Source organism: Absicoccus sp. (assembly GCF_034090965.1).
Classification (GTDB): Bacteria; Bacillota_I; Bacilli_A; order Erysipelotrichales; family Erysipelotrichaceae; genus Absicoccus; species Absicoccus intestinalis.
This window is the reverse complement of record NZ_JAXDRQ010000030.1, coordinates 25,812-49,676: the sequence shown is the minus strand read 5'-3', so window position 1 is coordinate 49,676 and position 23,865 is coordinate 25,812. Positions and strand designations below refer to the sequence as shown.

The window sequence follows — 23,865 nt, the reverse complement described above, 5'->3', positions numbered from 1 at the left end:
CTTAGGCGGAGCGGTAGCGGAAGTATTGGCCTCAGAAACCGATCGTTGTCCACAATATATGATGGGTGTACAGGATACGTTTGGACAAAGCGGTACCCCAGCTGAATTGTTGGATCATTATGGCTTGAATGCCAAACATATTGCTCAATTCGTCAAAGATTTATGCAAGTAGAGCTGAAAGAAGCACAAACCAATTTGGAATCTTTGATTCAAAGATCCCATCAAGAAGAGATCGAGATCACCAAAAATGGAAAGGTGATTGGTCGGTTGTGTCCGCCCAAGGTTAAATCGAGTGTAGCATCCATTCTATCGGGTGATGCTGAAGGCATGGATTGGTTAGCTTTAGCGGATCAAAATTTAGATGATTTTTTATAGGAAGCATGGTCAAACATGCTTCTTTTTTTTATAAAGCTCCGATATACTAGAACTAGAAAGAAGCATCGATCCTAGGAAAGGAGAAATTCATGCAAAAAGAATATCGAAGTGTTGTCTTTGATTCAGACAATAAGCAATTTGAAATCAAAGATGGAACCGTTGGAAACTATCCTTTTGCGGATGTGAAGAAATGTTCGATATTAAATGAAGAGGCAAAATATCGAGGAAAGACGGCACCTTTCTTTCATCAGATTTTAGGTGGAACGGCATTCTTTACAATGATGGGAGAACCAAATTTCTATGTGGGTTTACGTATCATCACAAAATCGGATGAGACGTTAGCTATCTATGTATCTATAAAACCCGTCTACTTTAATACCGATGCCTATTTTGCGGATCGTACGGAAGCAGAAAAGATCCAAAAAGTCTTTCAAGCAATTATCAAAAAATATAATGAATGATCGATGCGGTTGAAAAAGAGCTTGTTTCATTGGGAAACAGGCTTTTTGTTTCTGTGGATTGTAAATAAAAGGTTGATAAAGTCAACTTTTTCAATGATACTAAAAACAACCAAAGTGGCATTCAATGATATACATGTTATAATGCAACTATGAAAACAATGTTCTATATTGTCCGACATGGACAGACGTTATTTAATGTCAAAGAGTTGATACAAGGATGGTCGGATTCGCCTTTGACCCCTTTGGGCGTACATCAAGCGCAATTGATGGCGGAAAAGATCAGTCCAATTGAGTTTATTTTAGGTGTTTCTAGTACAAGTGAAAGAGCACGTGATACATTATTGACCATTACGCAAGAGCGTTTTCCTGTACTTTTCTACAAAGATCTAAAAGAAATAAGTTTTGGTAGTTTAGAAGGGGGAGATCGTCGGCCTCTATTAGAAAGTCCACGACGGGATTATACTGCATGGGGTGGCGAAAACTTTGATGAAGCAGGTCTGCGTGTGGAACGTCGTTTGATCACTATTGCCAAACATGTAGGCAATCGAAATGTATTGGTGGTCAGTCATGGTACGGTCTTACGAGAGGTGATCCATGATCTGGATCCAAACTATAACGATATCATGCCGAATTGTTCGATGATGAAAATTGCGTGTGAAGATGGACAGTTGTCCTTGGTCAGCTATCCGGAGGTTTTGATATGACAAGATTTTATGTCGTTCGTCATGGCAAGACGTTATTTAATAAGAAATGCTTATATCAAGGGTGGTGTGATAGCCCCTTGCAGCCAGAAGGTATCCAACAAGCCAAGGAAATTGGTGCCAAGTTGATGGACAAGTCTTTTTCGTTGGCACTCTCGTCGACTTCTGAGCGCGCCATGGATACAATGCACTATATCATTGCCAATCGTCCAATTCCATACAAGTATGAAAAGGGCTTACGAGAAGTCTTTTTTGGTAAAAAAGAAGGTGATCCATTTGGCGTATCACGACCGGATCCGGAACAAGATTGGATTGGTTTTGCGTTTTGCGGAGGAGAAAATCGTGACGATGCAAGAGACCGATTCATGCATACATTGGAAAAATATGCGGATCAAGACAATGTATTGGTTGTGAGTCATGGGGCTGTCATTGCTCGTACGATCGAGTATTTACGACCGGATATTGCCAAGGCTCGTCCTCATATTTCTCAGTTGGTTCCCAATTGTTCATTAACGATCTTTGATTATCAAGATAACCAATGGCAATTGGTTCAATTACCACAAAAGGAGGTTTAAATATGCATAAAAAAGACATGGACACGTTGGATCTTTTCAATGAATTGATGTTTCAAAAATTTGCGGTAGATCGTACATCTTTGATTCATCGTATGATGGGACTATCGGTCCCGGCTTATGTGGCGCTATTCTATATTGAAGAAGAAACGCGCCTAGACGATCAAGATAAGGTCTTTGTACGTGATTTATCCAATCATCTGACGATTTCGATGATGGAAACTGCAAAAATCGTGGATGAACTGCAAGAACAAGACTTAGTAGAACGGGCTTATAAAGGCGATGGGTCCGAAGGGACCTATGTGTATTTGACGGAACATGGAAAAGAGGCATGTGACAAACAACGAGCTGCAGTGGTTAAAAAATATAGACATGTCGTGGAACAGTTTGGTAAGGATCGCTTGGTTGAATTGTTACGAATGTTAGAAGATCTCGATAAGATCTTACATGCGGAAGAAGAGGATGAATGATCTTCTTCTTTTTTTGTGTTGACTTTTCTATACGTTGTGTTATTGTATTAGTGTACTAAGTGATTAATACAATAACACAGGAGGTGAAGGCATGAAATGGAAGTTGGACACAGAACGTCCGATTTATCTACAAATTGTTGAACATATAGAAAAGGATATCATGAAAGGAAAATATCCGCCGCATTCGCAATTGCCTTCGGTTCGGGCTTTGGCATTGGAAATTGGTGTCAATCCCAATACGGTGCAACGAGCCATGGCTGAATTGGAACGAAAGGGATTGGTTGTTTCACAACGTACGAATGGTCGATTTATTACGGACGACCAGGAAAGGATCCAACAAATGAAAAGGGAATTTGCGCAAGCAGAAATTCAAATGTTTTTATCACATATGCATGATTTGGGTTTAGATACCAAAGCGGTAATAGAAGCAATCCAGAAAGTTGAGGGAGAGAAAGATGAGTAAAATTGTATGTAATGATCTGACAAAAATATATCCGGGTCATAAGGTGGCTTTGGATCATATCCGTTTCACGTGTGAAAATGGTCGAATCATTGGTTTATTGGGGCCCAATGGTTCAGGGAAGACCACATTGATGAAATTGATGCAAACTTTATTGATGCCAACCAGTGGTTCCATTGAAATTGATGGGTTGGCACCAGGCGTAGAAACCAAGGCTTTTGTTTCCTATTTACCGGATGTAGAATGTTACGATCCAAAGATGAAAGTGAGAGATCTTGTGAATTTCTATGATGACTTTTATATGGATTTTGATCTGGATCGTGCCTTGGAAATGATGAGTGAATTGCATATTGATCAAGATATGCGTATGCAAGCTTTATCGAAGGGAAATAAAGAAAAGGTGGCTTTGATTTTGTGCATGGCTAGAAATGCCAAACTCTATATTTTGGATGAGCCCATTGGCGGTGTCGATCCAGCTACCCGTGATTATATCTTGCATACCATTCTTTCCAATTTTGATACGGAAAACTCATCGCTGTTGATTTCGACGCATTTGATCACTGATGTCGAAAGCATCTTGGATGATGTGATCATGATCAATGAAGGAAAGATCGTAACGGCAAAGAGCGTTGACGCGATTCGCGAAGAACATGGTCAATCGGTCAATGAATATTTCAAGGAGGTCTTCAAATGTTACTAAAAATATTTAAATATGACATGAAAAGTGTCAGTTGGAATTTGGGACTGTTACATCTCTCGTTGTTTGTATTGATCTTGGTGGCCCATTTGTTTGAAAATATCATCCCTTTCTTATCGAATCTCTTATATTTTATTTTTTCGGTGGTATTGATCGTTTCTGCATTCATGGTCCATATCAGTTTTATCAAACGATTCAAAACGAGAACTTTTGAAAAAGAAAGCTATATCTATCATTCCTTGCCTGTAAGTATTGATGGTTTGATGTTGTCGCATACCTTGGGTTATGTGATTTGGGGCTTGATCAATCAAATTGTATTGTTTGTCGTTATCTTATTTACCGGTATGGTCTTTGACCCAAGTTCGATCGATTGGTCCGATTTCCAAATCCTCTTTAACCAGGTACCTGGTCAAGCATGGGTATTGTTGATCATTGGTTTGATCTTAGAGTTTGTTTGGTTTTCTACTTGGGCCCAATTGTCAACGACCATTGCCAATCATTTTCCAAACCATGATCGTTTGGTGTTAGTAATTGAATATATTGTTGGTTTCTTTGTGATGTTGTTTGCATCGATGCGTTTGACCTTATGGTATACCGATCGCATCGATTCGATCGTCAATGCGACCAATGCACAAGTATGGTCCTATGTCTTGCATTTTGGCTGGATCGTATGTGCCGTAGTAGCTATTTTGACTTTGATCAATTACTTTAGCGCTCGTTATTTATTGACCAAACATACGGATATTGTCTAGTAAAGACAGTAAAATTCGCATGGTTTATGCGACAACTCGATCTCAGATCTATGCATTTGCAGTCTGAGTTTATCGAGTTTCCAAGGTTTTCAATTATTTGATGTCTTGTTCATCTAAATCACCACCTATCGACAAGACAATTGTGTCGGCCATGTTTTTCATGGCCTTTTTATGTTAAGGTTGTTTTATGAATAAACAAGAATATATGAGAAGAGCTTATAGCTTGTTACGTTCTTTTTTACAATGTTCCTATGTTGAATTTTGTGAAAAGACAAGTGTCCATATAGAACAAATTGATGAATGGATCTATGTCTTTCTTTTCTATCCCATCGTAAATGGCTTGGAACGAGGAATCTTGTTGGTGTATGATCAAGACCAAGTTATTGCGGATCTTTCTTTTATGCATGGTTCGCTGGATGATGTCCTGAAAAAAGAAAGTGTGTATGATGCCATTACGCTGGATTCCGATTGGTCCAATTTGGAATATTATACATTGTGCCAATATTACTTCCCCGATCTGGACTATCCCTATTGTCAAAGTAAAAAAGAAGAAACCTTTTTTGGTGAAGTCATCTTTTTTACCAATGCCTATGTAACCAAAAGCTATCGACAAAAAGGTATTTTTTTCTCCATGTTGGATATATCGAAAGAAATGGTTTGTCGGCAAATCAAAACCTCTTGTATTTTATATGCCGTTTTTGCCTTGGATCCGGACATTCCTTGTTACGGTCCTGATACCACTCCTGAACCCTATTATTATTCCATGAAAGATGAACCTGCGCGATTGCGCAACAAAAGCATCCTGGAAAAACGTGGGTATATCGGTGTGCGTTTGGAAGATGAAGAAGAAAACGATGGGTCGAAATTGTGGTATGCCCTCTTAAAAGAGCAGGAACAGATTGTAGAAGTGGATGTAGTATAATAACTATATAGGAAGGAAATTGTATGTTAACAGCACTATTGATTTTCATTATCGCATGTATTTTGGCGGGGTTAGCCATCTTTTTGGTAAGCTTGCCCTTTTTGATTATTTTCTCTATTGTCTTTGCTTTGTTTGGCCTCTTTTTTCATTATTGGTGGGTCTGGATCATCCTCATCGTTGTATGGATCCTATTTAGAAAAGAGCAAGATTGATATGGCAACAATTGGTTTATTGGGATTATCCGATCCAGTCAAAGAAGGATCGCTTGATTCTACCATGGCTGCGTTAAAGGCATGGAACCATACGGTCCAGATATCTCCTTTGCTTTTTCAAACAGCCAGTCCGAAACAAAGAGCTTCCGTTTTTAATGAATGGATGACTCAATCTTTTGATTTTATCTTTGATGTATCGGGTGGTGATCTAGCCAATGAGACCCTTCGCTATTTAGATTTGGATACCTATTCAAAAAGTCATGCGATTTTTCATGGCTATAGTGATCTGAGTTGTGTATTGAACGTGTTAGCGATGTATCGACCTTGTGTCTTGTTTCAAATCAAAAACAATCAAAACAAGACCGATCTTAAGAAGTATCTAGCTTTTCAGCCCAATGATCTATGCATCGGTGCAGGGTTAGGGGGCAACATTCGTTGTTTTCTGAAATTGGCAGGAACCAAGTATTTCCCCGATTTGAGTGGTGTTCCATTGTATCTGGAAAGTCGGTCAGGCAATACCTATCGGATTCGTTCTTTCTTTGCGCAATTGGAAGATATGGGCGTGATCGATCAAATAGCTTCTTTGACATTGGGGGAATTTACCCAATTGGAAGCGGAAAATGAGTATGATATCTTACATACGATCACAAAATCCTATGCGATACCAGTGTCTTTTCATGCCCCATTTGGGCATGGATCCCATTCCAAAGCAATTCGATTGGAGGTATAAATTTGGTAAAAATAAAATATTTTTTGTATTATTTTGGACTCAGTGTCCTCTATGATCTGGCCTATTTTTTCATTGCCGCTCATGCGACAAACTATATTCCTTTGGTCTTACTGATTGGTGTTTTGTGGAGTGTAGGCCTTTATAAACTATGTATGGAATTGTGGGATGTTCATCGAAAAATCGAATGGAAAGAAGGCTTGATCGTCATCTTGGTACAATTTATGTTTCAATGTGTGCTTTTGACTTTTCATGTACAAACCAATACGGATGCCGTTGCGATTCTTGTACAAGTTATCTATGGCTTGCTTGTATTATTGTGGATGCCTGTACAAATTGGCGTAAATTATCGATTGGCCAAACAGAAAAACCCCCAAATGCTTGCGTTATGGAAAGGTTGTACGGCTTATTTGATCCTGTTGGTTGGTTTGGATACCCTAACGAAAAATGTCTATGCCTTGACATCCTTGGAAAGTGTGGCTCGATCGATGGCCTTAGCCAATAATACCTGGTTTGGCTGGACCATGGTCACCTGGATGCAAGTGCATTTTTCATCGGCTTTGGGCATGGCCTTGATCGTGATTGGCATCTATTTTGTATTGAGTCTTGTTGAGAGTGGCATTTGGTTATATGTCGTTAACCGAATAGGGAATGATCATGGATCTAAACGTATTAAAACTCACAAGTAGACGCCAAGGATTATTGGCCAAGATGGGAATTGCTTCGGTTGAAGATTTGTTGGAGACATATCCCTTTCGTTATGAAACTATCGAAATCATTCCCTATGATCAATGGCAAGAAAACGATCATGTTTGTTTTGAAGGCTTGATTTGTCAAACGGCTCGTGTGATTCGTTTTGGGAAGAATCGTTCCATGACGAAATTTACAGTTATTTCGTATGATCAAGAAATAGAAGTGACTTTATTCAATCGGCCATGGACGCAACAATTTACCTTTGGCAAAACCATTACGCTCTTTGGTCAATACAAAGGCAAGAACAAATTTACGGCAACCAATTATAATTTTGAACCCTTATCCAAACAAACAGGCATGCACCCTGTCTATACTTTGCCCAAAGAGATGCATCAAAAAGAGTTTCAAAAGATCATGGATGCGGCATTGGCCTATCGTGAGGAAGTCGAAGATGTCATTCCTCATCGTTATCGTGACCAATATCGTTTGTTGGAACATGGCCAAGCTTTGTTGTGGGTACATCATCCTCAAGATCAAAAACATTTGTCGTATGCTTTGCGTACTTTAAAATATGAAGAATTTTTATGTTTCCAATGTGTCATGCAAGCCACACAGAATCAAGTCACAAGTGCTTCAAAAGAGCCAAAGATCTTTGATGCATCTTTGATCGATGCCTGGATCGACAAATTGCCGTTTCCATTGACCAAAGACCAAGAACGTGCCATACGGGATGTATGTGAAGATCTGCATAGTAGTAAAACGATGTTTCGTTTGGTACAAGGAGATGTGGGTTGTGGCAAGACCATCGTGGCCATGGCTGCGATTTATGCCTCCTATCTAGCCGGCTATCAATCGGCTTTCTTAGCTCCTACGGAAATCTTGGCTCGTCAACATTATGAAAAGATGAAAGCTTTGGGCTTTGATGTGCAATTGTATGTATCGGCTCTTTCAGCCAAAGAAAAACAAGTCATTTTAGATGGCATGGCTTCAGGCGAAATGTTGATTTTTGTAGGGACCCATGCTTTGTTCCAAGAACAAGTGCAGTTTGCCAAGTTAGGCCTGGTCATTGCCGATGAGCAACAACGATTTGGTGTACGACAACGCCGATCGATGTTAGAAAAAGGCCAAAATGTAGACTTTTTGATGATGTCAGCGACACCGATTCCACGTACCTATGCTCATTTTATCTATGGCAATATGGATATTTCCAATATCAAGACGATGCCACCCCATCGAAAACCAGTGATCACGACCTATGTCAAAGGCACATCGATGAAACCCATTCTTCCAGATATTTTAGAAGGGTTGGATCAGGGGCGTCAGGGTTATGTGGTCTGTGCCGCCATTGAAGATTCCACGGAAGTATCGATGCGCTCTGCCATCAAGGTCTATGAAGGCATGAAAAAGACCTTAAAAAAGCGACGCATTGGTTTGTTGCATGGGCAAATGAGCAGTGAAGAAAAAGAAGCCATCATGAATCAATTTGTCCAAAAAGAATTGGATGTATTGGTTTCAACCACGGTCATAGAAGTAGGCATCGATGTGCCCGATGCCACGATGATGGTCATCTATGATGCGCATCGCTTTGGGTTGAGTACGCTGCATCAATTGCGTGGGCGTGTAGCTCGTGGAAACAAACAAGGCTATTGTTGGTTGTTGTCGGATTCCAAAGATCCCCAAGCTATTGAACGTTTAAAGAAGTTGGAAACGATCACGGATGGATTTGCGATTACAGAATATGATCTGCGATTACGCGGTCCCGGTGATTTTTTAGGCGTTCGTCAAAGCGGATTACCGAACTTTGTCTTGGGGGATCTGGAAAAAGATAAAGCTATGATGGATGAATGTGTGAAGAATGCCGAGGAGATCCTACGGCTAAAAACGGATCGTCCGATGTTGGATTTTATCGCTAAAGCTATAGCCAATGCCCAATATTTTGATTAAAATAGAGTCATGAATGAAAAAATTCGTAAGAAATTGCTCTATTTTGTGAGTCTGGGGACCATGATTGCCATCTTGACATTGATCGGATATGCTTTTTTCATGCGCCAAGTCGATGTGGATGTGACCCAAAATATGCATTTGGAATATACAGGGGAAAATGGCAAGGCGACGTTGGTCGTGACCAATCCGGCTTCCAATATCAATGAGAGAACACGAACTTTTATGGAGTCTGTAAAATATGAAGCGGATCCGAATACGGATCTGTCCAATGGCGATCAAGTCAAGATCACGGCTACGTATGATAAGGGTTTAGCGCGGCAATACAATTTTCATCCAACCCATACCACAACGACCATCACGGTTTCGGGGTTACCGGATCAATATGCGACAGTATCCAAAATTTCTAAGTCTTATTTAAAGAAGATCTATTCAGCGGCTGATAAATATATTGAAGAGCATGAACAAGATATATTCCGAATCGAATTAAATCAGGATAATGCGAATGTCACTTTGCGTTCCAATCAAACGGTCTACCGGGCGTTCTTAAAATCAAAGAAAAAGGGAAATAGTGATCGTATCTTAGAGATGCATAATTTACGATATCGCGTTGCCAATACGGACTATACCATTTATTATATTGTAATCGTACCGAGCGTGAATGACTCGAAAGAAGTTGTCACCGAAGATATTTATGGAGAAGAGGCAACGATGTCGGAAGAAGAAATCAAAAATAAACAATTCAGTGAATATGTTTCACGCGTATATGGTTCTGGTTATACCATAGAGGAGATCAAATAATGCCACAGCGAATCATTTATTTAGTCGATACCGAAAATGTCGGATCATCTTGGAAGATCTTATTAGAAAAGAAAACGAAAAATGATAAGATTTATTTATTTTATACGGAGAATTCTCCACATATTTCTTATGCGGATATGTTGGAAATCGTAAAGTATCCGAATGCGTTTGAAGCGATTCCTTGTTGTACGGGTAAGAATGCTTTAGATTTTCAATTGGCTTCGTATTTGGGTTTCTTGGTCAAGAGTGCACCGAAAACGCAATATTGTATTTTTTCTAAAGATACGGGATATGATGCCTTGGTTTCTTTTTGGAGCGAAAAAGGCTATAGTGTTCAGCGATTGGATGCCGTTTCTTTTGAGCAACAAAAGAAAGCGGAAACCAAAAAGAAGACACAAACTTCGCTTACGTCCATGGATGATCAAGATGCCAAAATTGTCCGGGACATTTTAGCCCGGAATCATGAGGAGTTATTGGATATCCACAATGAATTGGTACAGACCTTTGGCATGAAAAAGGGAAGTGTCATGTACAAGCAGTTAAAGCCAGAAATTAAACTGGCTGCCCAACAAGACAAACAAAATGAAGTCTGCCACTAAATAGTGGCTTTTTTTACAGTGAGGAATGATAAAAATGCGAATTCTACAAATTCAAGCACATGTATATAAAGAAAAAGAAAAAAATTTGGATGCATTGGAAGCAAAAATCAATGAATATAAGGATCAGAAGATGGATTTGGTAACGATTGGGGAAATGTTTGATTGTCCGTATCAAACAGATCGTTTTCCTCTCTATGCTGAAACAGAGCAAGAGGCGACATGGTCGCGATTGTCTTCGATTGCCGCCAAGTTTGGCGTGTATTTATCAGCAGGTTCGGTTCCGGAAAAAGATGATAAGGGACATATATACAATACGGCCTATGTATTTGATCGACAGGGGCGACAAATTGCGAAACATCGAAAGGTCCACTTTTTCGATGTGGATATCGATGGGGGTCAACACTTTCATGAATCCGACACCTTGACAGCCGGGAATGAATGTACGACCTTTGATACCGAATTTGGCAAGATGGGTCTTTGTATTTGTTTTGATTGTCGCTTTCCAGAATTTGTGCGACTCATGGCTTTGGAAGGAGCCAAAGTCATTTTGGTTCCAGCTGCCTTTAATATGAGTACTGGCCCAGCTCATTGGGAATTGATGCTGCGTTCTCGTGGCATGGACAATCAATGTTTTGTGGTGGCTACATCCGATGCCAGAGATGAAAAGGCAAGCTATGTATCTTGGGGCCATTCGATGGTCGTATCGCCTTGGGGAAGCATCGTCAGTGAAATGGATGAGAAAGTATGTGCCAAAGTGATTGATATCGATTTGCGTGAAGTAGAAAATATTCGTCGACAATTGCCTTTGATGACGGCTCGAAGAGAAGATGTCTACGAATTGAAAAAGCGGGTGAAACAATGAAAAAGATATTGACTTATCGCAACAGTTTGATTGCTTGCGTCGTGAGTGGTTTACTCGGTCTTGTGACTTGTTTTGTCGGGGTCTATTTCTTATCAACATTAAGTGCCGCACCAACCGTGAGTGCCATGGGCACGGTATCCAATTATTTGTGGCTGGTCAAAGGCAATATCCTCTGTCTTTTGGTTCTATCCATTTTTTGGATCATTCATTTGGTTTTCAATCATAAAAAGCCAATCAAGGAATGGATACCGATTCTTTTCACATGGATTTGTTTTGTTGCATCCATATTAGCTTGGCCAACCTTGAATCAAGTTCATCAGGTATTGCTTCATCCAACCATGTTGAATTTATTAAGCATCATGGATCTGAAACAAGCCAAGATGAATCACATGATCATTTTATTGGTCATTGGTATCTTTGGCATGTTGGTCAATGGCATGCTTTCAATGATCTATTTAATGCAGATTCATAATAAGACCCAATCATAGATCATAAATACCAGAGGAATGGTGACTACAGATAGGATCGTTGTGAGGATAATGCCTTCGGAACAAAGTTGGGTGGGCCATCCTTTTTCAGCCAATACGATGAGGGGAAGATTGGCTATGGGCATACCAAACATCAATAAGGATACAACTTGAAGATCTTGCGGAACATGGGCCATCATCATGAATATACCGGCGATGAGCGGAAGAATGACCATCTTGACAAAGGTAAAGCCATACATTTTTCCATCCAAAAACATTTTTTTGAGATCCTTTTCTTGAGCCAGAGTCATGCCTGTGATCATTAAAGGCAAGGCAATGGAGACTTCCCCTAAATAATTGAGGGTTTGTGCACATACGTAAGGTAGACGAATGTTGCCTAGAAAAAGGACCAAGGCACAAATGGAAGAAAGCGTGCCAATATTAAAGATTTGTTTGTAGGAATGGGAACTGTCTTTGATCAAGGATAAGCCATAGGTATAAAACAACACATTGAAAACCAAGCCAAAGCAGGCAACGTAAATCACGTATTCGGGGCCTAGAAGGCCGCGTACAACAGGAATGCCAATAAAACCGACATTGGGAAAGTCGATCATGAATTGCCAGATGACGCTTTCATGGGAATCTTTGATCCTACATGTAAAGAGTTTTCCGAGCAGAATAAAACTGCCATACATCAGGATCGCAATCCCAAAGGTATAGGCAATATAGGTCAGATTTCCGGATGCATCACTGGATAAGACACTGGAAATGCTCAAGGCGGGATTAAAGACATTGACGACAAGCCACGATAGCAACTGTTGTTGGGGTTGATCGATCTGTTTGATCTTTTGGGTAATGGCACCCACCAACATTAGAAGCAAGATGACCATCATTTGTTCAAAAACTAAGATCGTAGACATAGGTATTCTCTCTTTATAAGTATAAACATTCTCAAGCTATAAAAAAAGAACTATGTAGACACATAGTTCAGGCATGTCGTTCCAAGGGAAAGGTCATACAATGAAGGCCACCGCCACCTTTTAAGATTTCAGTAATATCCAATTCAATGGTTTCTAAACCAAGGGCGCACATTTTTTGGTTGACTTCCACATTTTGTTTCAACGTCAATACTTTGCCATTGCCTAAGGCTTGTAGGTTACCAAAGTGTTTAAATACACCTTCTTGCGGAATGGGTATCAGGGTAAAGTTGCGTTTTTTTAACATGTTGATGAAAAATTCAGGGAGTGCTTCTTCACAGACCACAGCTACTTTTTCGGCAACAATATTAAAGCACATATCCAGATGCAGATTGCGACGCGCACAAGGAACGCCGACCATGGTATAACCAAGCTCTTCGACTTGTCGTTTCACATTTTCAAAGCCATCTCGATCGGTTCGGGCAATGATGCCATGGGCAATGGTATAGTCATCCAACATCCAGAAATCACCACCTTCAAAAGCACCACTTGTACAACGTGCAATAACCGGAATGCCTAATTCTTTCATTTTCTTTTCATATTCGGCTGTTTCTGCTTGTCGACAAGGTTCGCGAAACGATCCCATGATATAGCCTTCTTTGACACAACCGCCAAAATCACGGGCAAAGACTTCATAATGAAGACCGGGTTTAGGATCCATCAATTCGACTTTCACACCGTTTTTTTCATAGGCATCTATCAACAATTGGTGTTCGGCCATACATTTTTCTTTATTGACCGTTTCTTTTTCATCGAGCCATTTTTCTGTGATCACATTAATGGGTTCAAATTCATGATACGTTGGTGGACACAATAGCACTCGTTTGAGTGGATCCGTGCCGTTACATACAAATTCTTTCATATCGTACCTCCTTGATAGCTTTATCATAGGGCGATAGTTTTTGAAATACATTAGTAGCGAGAACAATATCTTTTGTGCATGAAATACAAAATGTGCTATAGTACGTCCATGAATAGAAGGTGATTGTATGATTTGTGGTGATATTTTAGAAATAGAAGATCTCAAAGAACTCGAATTGGTAGCTGGCCAAAAGGGGTTATATCGGCATGTGCGATGGTTATATTTTGCGGATTCCATGCGTGTGGTCAATGATACCTTTTATGAAGATCCGGAAAAATATAGCCATTGGATCCAAGGTGGTGAGTTGATGGTCATCACGAATGAAGATATCATTCAGAACGATGAATTTGTGAGTAAGTTGGTCTACAATTCAGAGGAAAAGTGTGCATCGGGCATCATTATTCAAAAAGATAAAACAACGCCTTTTTTGATGAATCTAGCCAATGAAAAAAACATTCCGTTGTTTGAATTGCCATGGACCATTCGTTTGATTGATTTGTCACAAATTATCAGTACGCGAATCGTCAATGAAAAAAATATTTATACGTCATTGGAATCTCTTCTGTCCAGTATTTTATATGGCAACTATTCCAGTGAAGAAGATGTGATCAAGATGGGTTTGATTTATCATTTTGATTTTGGTCGAGAATGTGTATTGGCACGGATCGAAATTCGGGATCGCGAAAATGAGGAATATATCAAGAATTTGATTCGGAATGCGTTTGATAATCAAGGCATTCGTTATGTCATTGTCTTACCAGAACCCGATGGATTATTGGTCTTATTTCCTTCGGATACACTCGATCAAAAACAAATTCAATCCATTTTTGTTTCGATTGGAATGTCATATTGGAACAAAGAAAAGGTTCGTATCCAAGTAGGAATCAGTTTACGAAAGAATGGAATCTTGCAATACAAAGAAGCACGCAATGAAGCCCTTTTAGCGGTGAAATTTGCGGATGATCAACATCAATATGTACAATGGTATCGCAATCTTGGTATCTATAAAGTGCTAGGGTGTATTTCCCAAACGGAACCGCTGTACGCCTTTTATCAAGAAATCCTAGGGAAACTGGAGGTGTCGGATTCAGTTTCCCATGGCAATTTGTGTGAAACATTGAAAGTATATATGGATTGTAACTGTAATGCGTTGGATGCCAGTAAACGACTGTATATTCATCGAAATACGATGCGCTATCGACTGAATAAAATTGAAGAAATCTTAGATATTTCTTTGAATGATATACATACTTTATTTCTATTGAATACGGCTTTTGAAATCAAACATTTTTTAACAGCGATAAAATCTTGATTGTGCATGGTGCATAAAAACAGTTATGCATGTAAACATTGAGAGATGGTGAGGAACATACTAATATCTAGACATAGCAACGGAGCTAACCGAACGAGTTAGTTCCGTTTTTTGTTTGGAGGGATTGTATGTTAGCGATGACGGGTGGTCTTGGAAAACGGATGGAATTAAAACATGTCACTAAACGATATGGTAAAAACGAAGTAGTCAAAGATGTAAATCTAACGATAGAGAAGGGCGATTTTGTGACGATTCTTGGTCCTTCTGGAGCAGGTAAGAGTACGGTCTTAAAAATGATTTCTGGTTTTGAAGATATCAGTGAAGGCCAGATCTTAGTGGATGGAAAAGATATAGTTGATCGAGAAGCCAACCAACGGAATTTTGGCATGTTGTTTCAAAATTATGCATTGTTCCCACATATGACGGTGGAAGAAAATATTGCCTATCCATTAAAGATTCGCAAGATCGAAGCCAATCAACGAAAAGAAATGGTGGAAAACATCTTGGAAGTTGTTAATTTGAAAGGTTACAACAAGCGATATCCAAAAGAACTTTCAGGAGGTCAGCAACAACGAGTAGCCATGGCTCGAACAATCGTGTTCAATCCTTTGGTGTTGTTGTTGGATGAGCCAATGGCTGCTCTGGATAAACAATTGCGAAAACAAATGCAACGGGAAATTCGTAAGATCCATCAAGACTTGGGTTTGACAACGATTTCGGTTACCCACGATCAAGAAGAAGCCTTGACCATGGCCAATAAGATCTGTGTCATGCGTGATGGTCAGATCTGTCAGATATCGACACCAGAAGATTTGTATGAATATCCGAATAGTCGCTTTATTGCGAATTTTATCGGTGAATCAACCATTTTGGATGGACATATTCTTTCCATCGATGATGACCAGGCACGGGTGAAATTAAACGATGGCAAGATCGTACCGGTTCAATTGGGTGAGCGTACTTCTTGGTTCCATGAAGGACAGGACATGTATTTGGTTTTACGTCCAGAGCGATTCCGTATGGTACAAGCGGATTTTAAAGGTATTGTTCTACCAGGTTTCATCAACCAATCGACCTATGTAGGAGATGCCTACTATTTGGAAATTGAATCAGAAGAAGGCTTGATGTTACGGGTACAAACGTATGCACGGGGTAAATATGATTTGCGACGTGGAGCTCCCATCAAGGTGGGATTCTATCCAAAAGATCTGATTCCGGTTGCAGAGTAGGTGGTGGTGATCATGAAAACAATCAAAGAAAATCCTATGCGTTTATTTCTGATTCCACCATTCGTATTCATTCTGTTTTTTATGGTCATTCCCTTGATGGAGGTATTGATTCGGTCAGTATTTGATGAGAGTGGTTTTACCCTTGCTTATTTCCAACGCTTTTTTGCCACTTCTTTATATATGAATGTATTAAAAAATACCTTCACCTTAAGCTTGATCGTATCCGTTCTTAGTTTGGTATTGGGCTATCCCATTGCCTATTCCATCACGAAGGCTTCTCGAAAAGGGAAGATCGTGATCAATACGGTCGTGCAGATCTTATATTGGACCAGTCTTTTAGTGAAGACCTATATTTGGATCATCATGCTTCAACAACATGGTGTTATCAATACCATTCTTATGGGGCTTGGTCTGATTGATCAACCTATTCAATTGTTACATACCTATTTTGGTGTCGTTTGTGGGATGACCTATATTTTTCTTCCTTACATGATTTTTTCACTAACTCCCATCATGCAACAAATCGATACCAATTTGTTGACGGCCTCCGAAAATCTAGGTGCTAGTCGATTTTATACTTTTCGTAAGATTTTCTTGCCATTGAGTGTACCTGGCATCGTAAGTGGTTTTTCCATCGTATTCTTGAATGCTTTGGGCTACTATATCGTACCCGCTTTACTAGGTGGTCAATCCAATACGATGATGTCGCAATTGATCCAGCAAGCCATCAATGTGGAATTGAATTGGAACTTTGCAGCTGCCATTTCGGTGGTATTGATCATCGTGACCATCCTTATCATGCTCATCACTCAAAGGTTGGGTAGAGTGAAAGGAGAATCCAAATGAGAAAGCGAAAATTCAGCATTTCCAATGTATTGACGACCATCACTTTGGTTGTGATCTTGTTGTCAATTTTATTGGTTATTCCGGTATCTTTATCGGCTTCTACCTATATCACATTTCCCATTACCCAATTTTCTTCCCAATGGTATCAGGATTTGTTTTCCGATCCGGAATGGGCATTTGCCTTTCAAAATTCTATCATTATTGCCATTTGTACGACCATTCTTTCTTTGCTTTTCGGTATCATGATTTCACTAGGATTGCGTGAATTATCTAACAAGATCCAAACGATCTTTTATGAATGTTTTCGTTTACCGCAATCGGTACCCATTATTGTTACAGCGATTTCCATGTACGCTCTATTATCTCGCCTGCATTTGAATGGTACGTACTTGGGATTGATCATTTGTCATACGATGGTAGCTATTCCATTTGTCGTTAGTGCTTTAATGGCCGGACTATCAAAGATTGGTGATCAATATGAAATGGCAGCCCGTAATTTAGGGGCAGGACGACTACAAGCTTTTAAAGATATTGTTTTACCAATGTTGATGCCATCGATTGGTTCGGCTGCGCTCTTTGCGTTTATGACCTCGTTTGATGAGATAGCGATCACTCTATTTGTGGTTGATCCATCGGTCATGACCATTCCAATGAAAATGTACAATGGCATCAACCAACAGATCAAGCCGACACTAGCGGCATTATCGGCTTTGATCATCGTTGTGGTTGCACTTGGATTCATCCTATATGGATGTATTCAATTGTATATAGATAAAAAGTCGGAGAGGAGGATCTAATTATGGCGACTTTTGTAAACAATGCATATGGAAAATTAAAGAAGGTGTTGCTTTGTCCAGCTGATTATTATCGTATTGAACCTATTAATGGGATTTCAAGAAAATGGATGGAACAAGGCTATGAAATGGATTATGAATTGTGTAAAAAACAACATAAAGCATTGATTCAATCGTATGAAGACAATGGCGTAGAAGTTGAATTGATCGATCCGAAAGAAGGATTGACCTATCAAATCTTTGCCCGTGACTTTGGCATTTGTTTAAAAGAAGGCTATGTATTAGGTCATTTTAAAGAACCGGTACGACAACCGGAAACAGCTCTCTATGAAAAGAAATTAAAAGAACTGGGTGTTCCTTGTATTGCCCGTTGTACTGCAGGTTGTTTTGAAGGGGGCGACTTTTGTTTCTTAGATGAAAATACCTTATTAATGGGGGTAATCGATCGTACCGATCCGGCTGGCTTTGATAGTGTCAAAGCCCAATTATCCGATTTAGGCTATGAAATGACACCTATCTATGTGGATCGTAAATATCTTCATATTGATATCATCATCAATATCATTGCGAAAGATACAGTTATTATTTGTCCTGATTTGTTGCCCGATGGTATTGTTCAACGATTTAAACGACGGAATTTCAAGATGATTGAAATTACGAAAGAAGAAGTACTGGCTTATGCGGCCAATATTCAAGGATTGGGGGATGGCAAAGTCATTTCCGCCAATACCAATACCAAGACCAATCAGCGGATGCGTGAATTCGGTTTGGAAGTCATTGAAGTGGATATCAGTGAGATCGTAAAAGGTGGTGGGGGCATTCACTGCATGACTTTCCCCTTGATTCGTGAAGCAGAATAGGAGAGATGTGAGATGAATAAATTATGGAAAAGAGGATTGACTGTTTTAGCAGCTGGTGCTATGAGTGTTTCGGTAGCAGCTTGTGGCAATACTTCAGCAAATTCGGGAAAAGAAAACTTAGTGATCTGTACGTGGGGTGGTGCTTTGGAAGATGGAATTAAAGCCGCTGCCAAAGGGTTTGAAAAGAAATATAACTGCAAGATCACGTGGGATAGTTATACCGATTATTCTAAGATCCAAACCATGGTCAATAACGACAATGTCACATGGGATGTAGCAACTTTAGATTCCTATTGGACCTATGCAGGGGCTAAATATTTAGAGGATATTGATTATGATATTGTCGATAAAACAGGCATTGAAGATTACACTTCGAAGAAAGGGGTAGGGGCATATACGTTTGCGACAGTCATTGCGTATAATACATCAAAATACAATAGTCAAACAAGTCCGCAAACTTGGGCAGATTTCTTCAATACGGATAAATATCCAGGTAAGCGAACCTTCTATAAGAATCCCATCCATTTATTTGAAGAAGCATTGTTGGCTGATGGGGTAGCTCCAGAAGATCTGTATCCAATTGATATTGATCGTGCTTTGAATAAACTAGATACAGTCAAAGATAGTGTCAGTGTATGGTGGGAATCGGGTTCTGAACCCGCCCAATTGTTATCGTCCAATGAAGTAGATCTCGCTTCAGCATGGTCCGGTCGTATTCAAGATGCAAAAGATGAAGGGGAAGCAGTTGACTACAACTACAATCAAGCCTTATGTATTACGGATAACTGGGGCATTATCAAAGGTACGAAACATAAAAAATTAGCGAATGAATTTATCAACTATGTTACGCGTCCAAAAGCACAGGCTCGTTTTGCGAAGACCGTATCGTATGGTCCTGTCAATCAAGGGGCTTATCAATATTTGGATGATGCAACCATTCGTAAGATTCCTTCGAGTGATTACTACAAAGATCAAGTGGTATGGTTTAATCCTGAATGGTGGGCCAAAAACTATGATAAAGCCAATGAAAAATTCCAGAACTGGTTACTGGAGGATTGATCATGATCACGTGTAGTTTAGAACGAATGACAAATTTGATCGATACATTTTCAAAGTTTGGGGCTACCGGACATGGAGGCATTACGCGATTCTCCTTGTCCAAAGAAGCTATCCAAGCCAGAGATGAATTTGTCAAACGAATGAAAGCGATTGGCGCGCAAATCGAAACGGATGATATTGCCAATGTCTATGCAACCTTACCAGGTAGTGATCCCAATGCTAAACGGATCGTGATGGGATCGCATGTGGATTCGGTCATGAACGGAGGCAATTACGATGGAATTTTAGGTGTCATGAGTGCGATGGAAGTGTTGACAACCATCCAGAAAGAGCAGATTCCGCATATCCATCCGATCACAGCGATGATCTGGACCAATGAAGAAGGTTCTCTCTATCCGCCTTGTATGATGTCGAGTGGCATTGTCTGTTATGATTATTTACCCGAGAATGTGCGTTCCAAATATAAAGAAGAAAATATGATGGCTTCCAAAGGCGATACGATGACCTTCCAACAAGCCATTGAACAGTCGGGTTATAAAGGGGATAAGAAAAATCGAATCACTCCAAATACATACCAATATATGTTTGAAACACATATTGAGCAGGGCCCCATCTTAGAAGACCATCATAAAGATATTGGAGTCGTGGATTGTGTATTGGGCATGTTCAACTATCGTTTGAAGTTTTATGGTCAAACGACCCATGCAGGAACCTTTCCCATGCCTAAGCGTAAAGATTCGTTTTTAGCAGCAAGTCATGCACTGATTGAATTACATAAACGCATTGATTCATTAGGTTATAAAGATCTTGTCTATACCACGGGTGAAGTATCTTGTCATCCCAATTTACATACATGCGTACCGGATTATTTTGATTTCTGTATCGATGTCCGTCATGAAAAGAAAGAAGTCCGAGATGCTGTATTGAAGATCGTCAAACGTTTTGAAGATGAGATGTGGGATGGTTGTATCTGCAAGGTTGAAAAAGCATGGGAACGAGAAACGGTATATTTTGATAAGCAATTGATTGATTATGTGGAAGAATCCGCAAAAGAATTGCATACAAACTATCAAAGAATCCATTCGGGTGCGGGACATGATGCCCAGTTTGCCGCATATATGCTTCCCACCACAATGATATTTGTACAATCCAAAGATGGCTTATCCCATTGTGAACAAGAATATTCTTCTCCAGAACAATGTACCCAAGGTGCTTCTGTCATGTTGCATGCTGTATTAAAAGCTGATCAGACATAAATATATCTTACGCTTTTCTACATTCCCTCCTTCTAAAAGCGTAGAGCCCTCATGAATCATAAATGAGGGCTTTTTTACAAGTTAATCATCATTTTGGTTTACAATAAATAAAAGGGAGATCAGCATATGGCAAAAAATACCAAAAAACAAACAGATAAGCTTCTTGAGGCAGCGAAGGAAGCCAAACAAATTTCTCGTGATCCAAATGTTCCAGGCTATACAAACATGGATGATCTGAAGAAAGCACTTGAGGAATAAATGAAAATTCATTAAACGATATGAACTCAGTATAGCTAAGGATTTTTTGATGCGTGTGCATGTAAAGTATGTTTTAGAACATACCGATATCATTTCATTGTGATTTGACCAATGAAAATGCACATTTGATTGGTCAAGAAGAATTGGGATGGAAGAAGTAGCCATCGAAAACAATAAGTTGTTTGGCTGTGGAGTGGATGCATGTATTCGTGAACCCATCGAATGAAATGTACATAATTGAAAGCGTTCAAGTAAAATCGTAAATATGCCCCCATCACGATACATGGGGGCTTTTTTGATGGCTTTGTACCACTTGTGCAATGGTTTGATAATCCAATTCTGAAAACGGATAGGCTTGTAGATATTCGGATTCAAGAAAGAGATGCTTGATGGTTTCAACCATTTTTTTATCCATTGAGATGTCTTGGTTTTCTCGAAGCAATATGTTGTTTTTGGTTTCAAACAAAATACAGTTACAATGAAAAATAAAATCCAAGACAAAGCGATTGCTCAATGGGATTGCTTGTTTTTTGGCTACTTTTTTACATAACTTATAAAAAATTTCGTTAGTTTCAAAGATGTTGATGCCCGGAATAACTTTGTTTTGAATCAACAAACCAGGATTGTCGGTTCTTTCGGCATATTGATTGAGATCACATTGAGATAAATATTTTTTGGCGTCATTTTGTTCCATCAATAAATTGGGAGTGATGTTGAGCACATTGGTGTTGTTTTTCAGTACTTGATCAACGGTCTTAAACAACATGAAAAAACTATCGATTTCGGTGCAATGGGTCAACGTATTGGAATAGATAAAGAAGCGATTCCCGATTTTGGAGCGATAGTCTTTATCTGTGAATAAAATAATACCTTCGCCTTTATCGTATTCGATCACTTGATCAAAGATGGTTTCAATCTGATCATCGATACTGATTTGCGAATGGTCAGGAAATAGCGTAAAGGCCTGGATGATATTTTTTTGAAAATACAAATTTAAAATATTTTTGTATTGTTGGATCAAATAGCCATATCTTGAAATGAAGATGATGGGCAAGTTTACATTGGTGGATAATTGATCGGCACATTGCAAAATGGATAACAAGCGAGTGGATTGTTTGTCCGATAATGAAAATCCCTGATTTTTTAAGGCATTGGAAATACGCGTGAATAGGCTTTTTTTATAATCCATTTTTATTGGTGTTGGCTCTTTTTCTTTGGTACGTAAAATTTCGATGATCTGATAAGCTGTATAGTTCATCAATGGGATTTGTTTTGCCAGTAGATGTTTACTTAAAATTTTGCGTACGGCATACAAAGCCGAATTGTACTTCACATCGTTGTATTCGATCGCTCCTTGATAGGTCATAAAATCATAGTAATACTTTTGGACAATGGTTGGTTTCCACCGATCCGATTGGATATCAATGGAAGGCGTGGATGACAGTTGGATTTGGTCATAGGGTACATTGGGTGTGATCACAAACATATCCGGTAAGGAAAGGGTATCCAATATGTGGGAACGAGTTGTATATTGGAAAAAATCATTCAAAATTTGGGCGTCTAAAAGAATATTATTCGAATTGGCATTTTTATTGGCTTGCAGAAGAGCATAGGAAACCAATTGAATGATGGTTGTTTTTAATTGACCAATGTCCATGATGTTTTCATAAAGAACTTCTAAAAAAGGCTTTGTCATTTGGATAGTTCGTGATATACGCTGGGCCTCGTTTTGAATAAAGAGGGTGACCAAATCGAGAAATTCAATGACAGGACGATCTTTGATCGAAGAGAACTTTAAATAAAACGGCGTATAGCGAAGGAAGGGGATGGTTTCCATATCGTTGGTGCATAAAAAAGCGAGGATGGGTTTTTGTTGGGCATGAATATATTCAATTTCAAAGCGTTGAATGGTTTTCTTTAAGACCAATTCAGTGAGTTCTTTATCGCTGGATACGATCGCAAATGTAGTTTCTTGATTGGTTTTAAATTCGTGAATATAGGCATCCATATGCAGATAGAAATCAGCAATATCAAAATAGTGAATGTCTTTTGGATGAGGGATCATGGAAAGTTTGGCGTATCGCTGATGGACTTCTTCTAAAAAATATTTTTTTCCTGTTCCAGGATTGCCTTGAAGAATGATGATTTTTAGGATGTCGCCGGGAAGATAAAAAATACTCATGATGCGATTGATGTTTTCGTATAAGGAGCCATTTTTATTGGCACCAACCATATGAAAGGATTTCGCAAAGCTTTCATTGGTGGATTGGTTTTGAAATCGTAAATAGTCCGCCAGGGTCTTATCTTTTTCAATGGTAGTTGGAATGTTAGAAAACGGAAAATGCGTTTGGATCGAATCTTTGGAAATAAATTTAACAGGACGTCCACTGAGTTTGATAAGCTTGCCTTCACGAAATAATTCATTGAGGATTCGGGATACATTGGTACGATCTTGGAACAAGGACTTGGATAGAATGACAGCAGTGCAGCGTTCAAAATCATAGCGATTTTCAGCAATATTTTTTTCGGTTTCTTCGTGGATCAATTGAAAAATGGTATCTTTGTTGGTCATATTTTTTTCCTTTTCGCGTGATATTTTTTGAAAATATGTTACACATAATCAATTATTTATAAAATTTAGAATCACACTCTTTTGATTTTATTATACACGAAAATAAATAAATGGTGAAAATAAAGCGT

At 39.2% G+C, this 23,865-nt stretch carries 28 protein-coding genes; 25 read left to right on the top strand and 3 right to left on the bottom strand.

Annotation, left to right across the window (positions count from 1 at the left end):
- The first annotated feature begins 162 nt into the window (after nt 1-162).
- The 17 genes from SOS22_RS04605 (at nt 163) to SOS22_RS04525 (ending at nt 11,733) form a co-directional block, all read left to right on the top strand.
- The gene (locus tag SOS22_RS04605) at nt 163-375 is read left to right on the top strand and encodes a type II toxin-antitoxin system Phd/YefM family antitoxin (RefSeq protein WP_320324817.1); all 213 of its coding nucleotides are present in this window, start codon (nt 163-165) and stop codon (nt 373-375) included.
- Nucleotides 376-464: 89 nt separating this feature from the next.
- Nucleotides 465-836 (top strand): hypothetical protein, encoded by a 372-nt coding sequence (locus SOS22_RS04600; RefSeq protein WP_320324816.1) that lies wholly within the window; start codon nt 465-467, stop codon nt 834-836.
- A 149-nt stretch (nt 837-985) separates the two neighbouring features.
- Nucleotides 986-1,540, top strand: coding sequence for a histidine phosphatase family protein (locus tag SOS22_RS04595; RefSeq protein WP_320324815.1), 555 nt, complete (start codon nt 986-988; stop codon nt 1,538-1,540).
- The gene (locus SOS22_RS04590) at nt 1,537-2,112 is read left to right on the top strand and encodes a histidine phosphatase family protein (protein WP_320596478.1); all 576 of its coding nucleotides are present in this window, start codon (nt 1,537-1,539) and stop codon (nt 2,110-2,112) included. The genes SOS22_RS04595 and SOS22_RS04590 overlap by 4 nt, the downstream gene beginning before the upstream one ends.
- 2 nt (nt 2,113-2,114) lie before the next feature.
- Nucleotides 2,115-2,579: a MarR family winged helix-turn-helix transcriptional regulator gene (locus SOS22_RS04585; RefSeq protein WP_320324813.1), complete on the top strand. Its 465-nt coding sequence runs from the start codon at nt 2,115-2,117 to the stop codon at nt 2,577-2,579.
- A gap of 91 nt (nt 2,580-2,670) precedes the next feature.
- On the top strand, nt 2,671-3,042 hold the full coding sequence (locus tag SOS22_RS04580) for a GntR family transcriptional regulator (RefSeq protein WP_320596477.1): 372 nt from the start codon (nt 2,671-2,673) through the stop codon (nt 3,040-3,042).
- Nucleotides 3,035-3,739 (top strand): ABC transporter ATP-binding protein, encoded by a 705-nt coding sequence (locus SOS22_RS04575; RefSeq protein ID WP_320596476.1) that lies wholly within the window; start codon nt 3,035-3,037, stop codon nt 3,737-3,739. Before SOS22_RS04580 ends, SOS22_RS04575 begins: the two co-directional genes overlap by 8 nt.
- On the top strand, nt 3,730-4,488 hold the full coding sequence (locus tag SOS22_RS04570) for a hypothetical protein (protein WP_320596475.1): 759 nt from the start codon (nt 3,730-3,732) through the stop codon (nt 4,486-4,488). The genes SOS22_RS04575 and SOS22_RS04570 overlap by 10 nt, the downstream gene beginning before the upstream one ends.
- Nucleotides 4,489-4,675: 187 nt before the next feature.
- Nucleotides 4,676-5,410, top strand: coding sequence for a hypothetical protein (locus SOS22_RS04565; protein WP_320596474.1), 735 nt, complete (start codon nt 4,676-4,678; stop codon nt 5,408-5,410).
- Nucleotides 5,411-5,433: 23 nt separating this feature from the next.
- Nucleotides 5,434-5,622 carry a hypothetical protein gene (locus SOS22_RS04560; RefSeq protein WP_277633448.1) on the top strand — a complete coding sequence of 63 codons (189 nt, stop codon included), beginning with the start codon at nt 5,434-5,436 and terminating at the stop codon, nt 5,620-5,622.
- A gap of 1 nt (nt 5,623) precedes the next feature.
- A complete protein-coding gene (locus SOS22_RS04555) occupies nt 5,624-6,352 on the top strand; it encodes an LD-carboxypeptidase (protein WP_320596473.1) in 729 nt (242 codons plus the stop codon).
- A gap of 2 nt (nt 6,353-6,354) precedes the next feature.
- Nucleotides 6,355-7,038: a hypothetical protein gene (locus tag SOS22_RS04550; protein WP_320324806.1), complete on the top strand. Its 684-nt coding sequence runs from the start codon at nt 6,355-6,357 to the stop codon at nt 7,036-7,038.
- Entirely contained in the window at nt 7,007-8,986 is a 1,980-nt protein-coding gene (gene recG, locus SOS22_RS04545) for an ATP-dependent DNA helicase RecG (protein WP_320596472.1), read from the top strand. Before SOS22_RS04550 ends, recG begins: the two co-directional genes overlap by 32 nt.
- A gap of 9 nt (nt 8,987-8,995) precedes the next feature.
- Nucleotides 8,996-9,784, top strand: a complete 789-nt coding sequence (locus SOS22_RS04540; protein WP_320596471.1) for a hypothetical protein — start codon at nt 8,996-8,998, stop codon at nt 9,782-9,784.
- Nucleotides 9,784-10,383, top strand: coding sequence for a PIN domain-containing protein (locus tag SOS22_RS04535; RefSeq protein ID WP_320596470.1), 600 nt, complete (start codon nt 9,784-9,786; stop codon nt 10,381-10,383). Before SOS22_RS04540 ends, SOS22_RS04535 begins: the two co-directional genes overlap by 1 nt.
- A gap of 34 nt (nt 10,384-10,417) precedes the next feature.
- On the top strand, nt 10,418-11,245 hold the full coding sequence (locus SOS22_RS04530; protein ID WP_320596469.1) for a carbon-nitrogen hydrolase family protein: 828 nt from the start codon (nt 10,418-10,420) through the stop codon (nt 11,243-11,245).
- Nucleotides 11,242-11,733, top strand: a complete 492-nt coding sequence (locus tag SOS22_RS04525; protein ID WP_320596468.1) for a hypothetical protein — start codon at nt 11,242-11,244, stop codon at nt 11,731-11,733. Before SOS22_RS04530 ends, SOS22_RS04525 begins: the two co-directional genes overlap by 4 nt.
- Here SOS22_RS04525 and SOS22_RS04520 read toward each other — a convergent pair.
- Both SOS22_RS04520 and SOS22_RS04515 read right to left on the bottom strand, forming a co-directional pair.
- On the bottom strand, nt 11,712-12,632 hold the full coding sequence (locus tag SOS22_RS04520) for an AEC family transporter (RefSeq protein ID WP_320324800.1): 921 nt from the start codon (nt 12,630-12,632) through the stop codon (nt 11,712-11,714). The genes SOS22_RS04525 and SOS22_RS04520 overlap by 22 nt on opposite strands.
- 67 nt (nt 12,633-12,699) lie before the next feature.
- Nucleotides 12,700-13,551 (bottom strand): dimethylarginine dimethylaminohydrolase family protein, encoded by an 852-nt coding sequence (locus tag SOS22_RS04515; RefSeq protein WP_320596467.1) that lies wholly within the window; start codon nt 13,549-13,551, stop codon nt 12,700-12,702.
- Nucleotides 13,552-13,678: 127 nt separating this feature from the next.
- Here SOS22_RS04515 and SOS22_RS04510 point away from each other — a divergent pair, with 127 nt between their 5' ends.
- The 8 genes from SOS22_RS04510 (at nt 13,679) to SOS22_RS04475 (ending at nt 21,165) form a co-directional block, all read left to right on the top strand.
- Nucleotides 13,679-14,863 (top strand): PucR family transcriptional regulator, encoded by a 1,185-nt coding sequence (locus tag SOS22_RS04510; protein ID WP_320596466.1) that lies wholly within the window; start codon nt 13,679-13,681, stop codon nt 14,861-14,863.
- Nucleotides 14,864-14,991: 128 nt separating this feature from the next.
- Complete coding sequence (locus SOS22_RS04505; RefSeq protein WP_320324796.1) at nt 14,992-16,092, top strand: ABC transporter ATP-binding protein; 1,101 nt, start codon at nt 14,992-14,994, stop codon at nt 16,090-16,092.
- Nucleotides 16,093-16,104: 12 nt separating this feature from the next.
- Nucleotides 16,105-16,938 carry an ABC transporter permease gene (locus SOS22_RS04500; RefSeq protein ID WP_320324795.1) on the top strand — a complete coding sequence of 278 codons (834 nt, stop codon included), beginning with the start codon at nt 16,105-16,107 and terminating at the stop codon, nt 16,936-16,938.
- The gene (locus SOS22_RS04495; protein ID WP_320324794.1) at nt 16,935-17,735 is read left to right on the top strand and encodes an ABC transporter permease; all 801 of its coding nucleotides are present in this window, start codon (nt 16,935-16,937) and stop codon (nt 17,733-17,735) included. The genes SOS22_RS04500 and SOS22_RS04495 overlap by 4 nt, the downstream gene beginning before the upstream one ends.
- Before the next feature lie 2 nt (nt 17,736-17,737).
- Nucleotides 17,738-18,592 carry a dimethylarginine dimethylaminohydrolase family protein gene (locus tag SOS22_RS04490; protein ID WP_320596465.1) on the top strand — a complete coding sequence of 285 codons (855 nt, stop codon included), beginning with the start codon at nt 17,738-17,740 and terminating at the stop codon, nt 18,590-18,592.
- 12 nt (nt 18,593-18,604) lie between these two features.
- Complete coding sequence (locus tag SOS22_RS04485; protein ID WP_320596464.1) at nt 18,605-19,651, top strand: polyamine ABC transporter substrate-binding protein; 1,047 nt, start codon at nt 18,605-18,607, stop codon at nt 19,649-19,651.
- Between the two features lie 2 nt (nt 19,652-19,653).
- On the top strand, nt 19,654-20,907 hold the full coding sequence (locus tag SOS22_RS04480; protein ID WP_320324791.1) for a Zn-dependent hydrolase: 1,254 nt from the start codon (nt 19,654-19,656) through the stop codon (nt 20,905-20,907).
- Between the two features lie 126 nt (nt 20,908-21,033).
- Nucleotides 21,034-21,165 (top strand): hypothetical protein, encoded by a 132-nt coding sequence (locus tag SOS22_RS04475; RefSeq protein WP_320596463.1) that lies wholly within the window; start codon nt 21,034-21,036, stop codon nt 21,163-21,165.
- A 274-nt stretch (nt 21,166-21,439) separates the two neighbouring features.
- Here SOS22_RS04475 and SOS22_RS04470 read toward each other — a convergent pair whose 3' ends face one another.
- Entirely contained in the window at nt 21,440-23,737 is a 2,298-nt protein-coding gene (locus SOS22_RS04470; protein ID WP_320596462.1) for a hypothetical protein, read from the bottom strand.
- Nucleotides 23,738-23,865 lie beyond the last annotated feature (128 nt).

Excerpts from the sequence above, each read along its gene's own strand:
- SOS22_RS04605 (WP_320324817.1), top strand. The coding sequence starts at position 163 with ATGCAAGTAGAGCTGAAAGAAGCACAAACCAATTTGGAATCTTTGATT.
- SOS22_RS04600 (WP_320324816.1), top strand. The coding sequence starts at position 465 with ATGCAAAAAGAATATCGAAGTGTTGTCTTTGATTCAGACAATAAGCAA.
- SOS22_RS04595 (WP_320324815.1), top strand. The coding sequence starts at position 986 with ATGAAAACAATGTTCTATATTGTCCGACATGGACAGACGTTATTTAAT.
- SOS22_RS04590 (WP_320596478.1), top strand. The coding sequence starts at position 1,537 with ATGACAAGATTTTATGTCGTTCGTCATGGCAAGACGTTATTTAATAAG.
- SOS22_RS04585 (WP_320324813.1), top strand. The coding sequence starts at position 2,115 with ATGCATAAAAAAGACATGGACACGTTGGATCTTTTCAATGAATTGATG.
- SOS22_RS04580 (WP_320596477.1), top strand. The coding sequence starts at position 2,671 with ATGAAATGGAAGTTGGACACAGAACGTCCGATTTATCTACAAATTGTT.
- SOS22_RS04575 (WP_320596476.1), top strand. The coding sequence starts at position 3,035 with ATGAGTAAAATTGTATGTAATGATCTGACAAAAATATATCCGGGTCAT.
- SOS22_RS04570 (WP_320596475.1), top strand. The coding sequence starts at position 3,730 with ATGTTACTAAAAATATTTAAATATGACATGAAAAGTGTCAGTTGGAAT.
- SOS22_RS04565 (WP_320596474.1), top strand. The coding sequence starts at position 4,676 with ATGAATAAACAAGAATATATGAGAAGAGCTTATAGCTTGTTACGTTCT.
- SOS22_RS04560 (WP_277633448.1), top strand. The coding sequence starts at position 5,434 with ATGTTAACAGCACTATTGATTTTCATTATCGCATGTATTTTGGCGGGG.
- SOS22_RS04555 (WP_320596473.1), top strand. The coding sequence starts at position 5,624 with ATGGCAACAATTGGTTTATTGGGATTATCCGATCCAGTCAAAGAAGGA.
- recG (WP_320596472.1), top strand. The coding sequence starts at position 7,007 with ATGGATCTAAACGTATTAAAACTCACAAGTAGACGCCAAGGATTATTG.
- SOS22_RS04540 (WP_320596471.1), top strand. The coding sequence starts at position 8,996 with ATGAATGAAAAAATTCGTAAGAAATTGCTCTATTTTGTGAGTCTGGGG.
- SOS22_RS04535 (WP_320596470.1), top strand. The coding sequence starts at position 9,784 with ATGCCACAGCGAATCATTTATTTAGTCGATACCGAAAATGTCGGATCA.
- SOS22_RS04530 (WP_320596469.1), top strand. The coding sequence starts at position 10,418 with ATGCGAATTCTACAAATTCAAGCACATGTATATAAAGAAAAAGAAAAA.
- SOS22_RS04525 (WP_320596468.1), top strand. The coding sequence starts at position 11,242 with ATGAAAAAGATATTGACTTATCGCAACAGTTTGATTGCTTGCGTCGTG.
- SOS22_RS04520 (WP_320324800.1), bottom strand. The coding sequence starts at position 12,632 with ATGTCTACGATCTTAGTTTTTGAACAAATGATGGTCATCTTGCTTCTA.
- SOS22_RS04515 (WP_320596467.1), bottom strand. The coding sequence starts at position 13,551 with ATGAAAGAATTTGTATGTAACGGCACGGATCCACTCAAACGAGTGCTA.
- SOS22_RS04510 (WP_320596466.1), top strand. The coding sequence starts at position 13,679 with ATGATTTGTGGTGATATTTTAGAAATAGAAGATCTCAAAGAACTCGAA.
- SOS22_RS04505 (WP_320324796.1), top strand. The coding sequence starts at position 14,992 with ATGTTAGCGATGACGGGTGGTCTTGGAAAACGGATGGAATTAAAACAT.
- SOS22_RS04500 (WP_320324795.1), top strand. The coding sequence starts at position 16,105 with ATGAAAACAATCAAAGAAAATCCTATGCGTTTATTTCTGATTCCACCA.
- SOS22_RS04495 (WP_320324794.1), top strand. The coding sequence starts at position 16,935 with ATGAGAAAGCGAAAATTCAGCATTTCCAATGTATTGACGACCATCACT.
- SOS22_RS04490 (WP_320596465.1), top strand. The coding sequence starts at position 17,738 with ATGGCGACTTTTGTAAACAATGCATATGGAAAATTAAAGAAGGTGTTG.
- SOS22_RS04485 (WP_320596464.1), top strand. The coding sequence starts at position 18,605 with ATGAATAAATTATGGAAAAGAGGATTGACTGTTTTAGCAGCTGGTGCT.
- SOS22_RS04480 (WP_320324791.1), top strand. The coding sequence starts at position 19,654 with ATGATCACGTGTAGTTTAGAACGAATGACAAATTTGATCGATACATTT.
- SOS22_RS04475 (WP_320596463.1), top strand. The coding sequence starts at position 21,034 with ATGGCAAAAAATACCAAAAAACAAACAGATAAGCTTCTTGAGGCAGCG.
- SOS22_RS04470 (WP_320596462.1), bottom strand. The coding sequence starts at position 23,737 with ATGACCAACAAAGATACCATTTTTCAATTGATCCACGAAGAAACCGAA.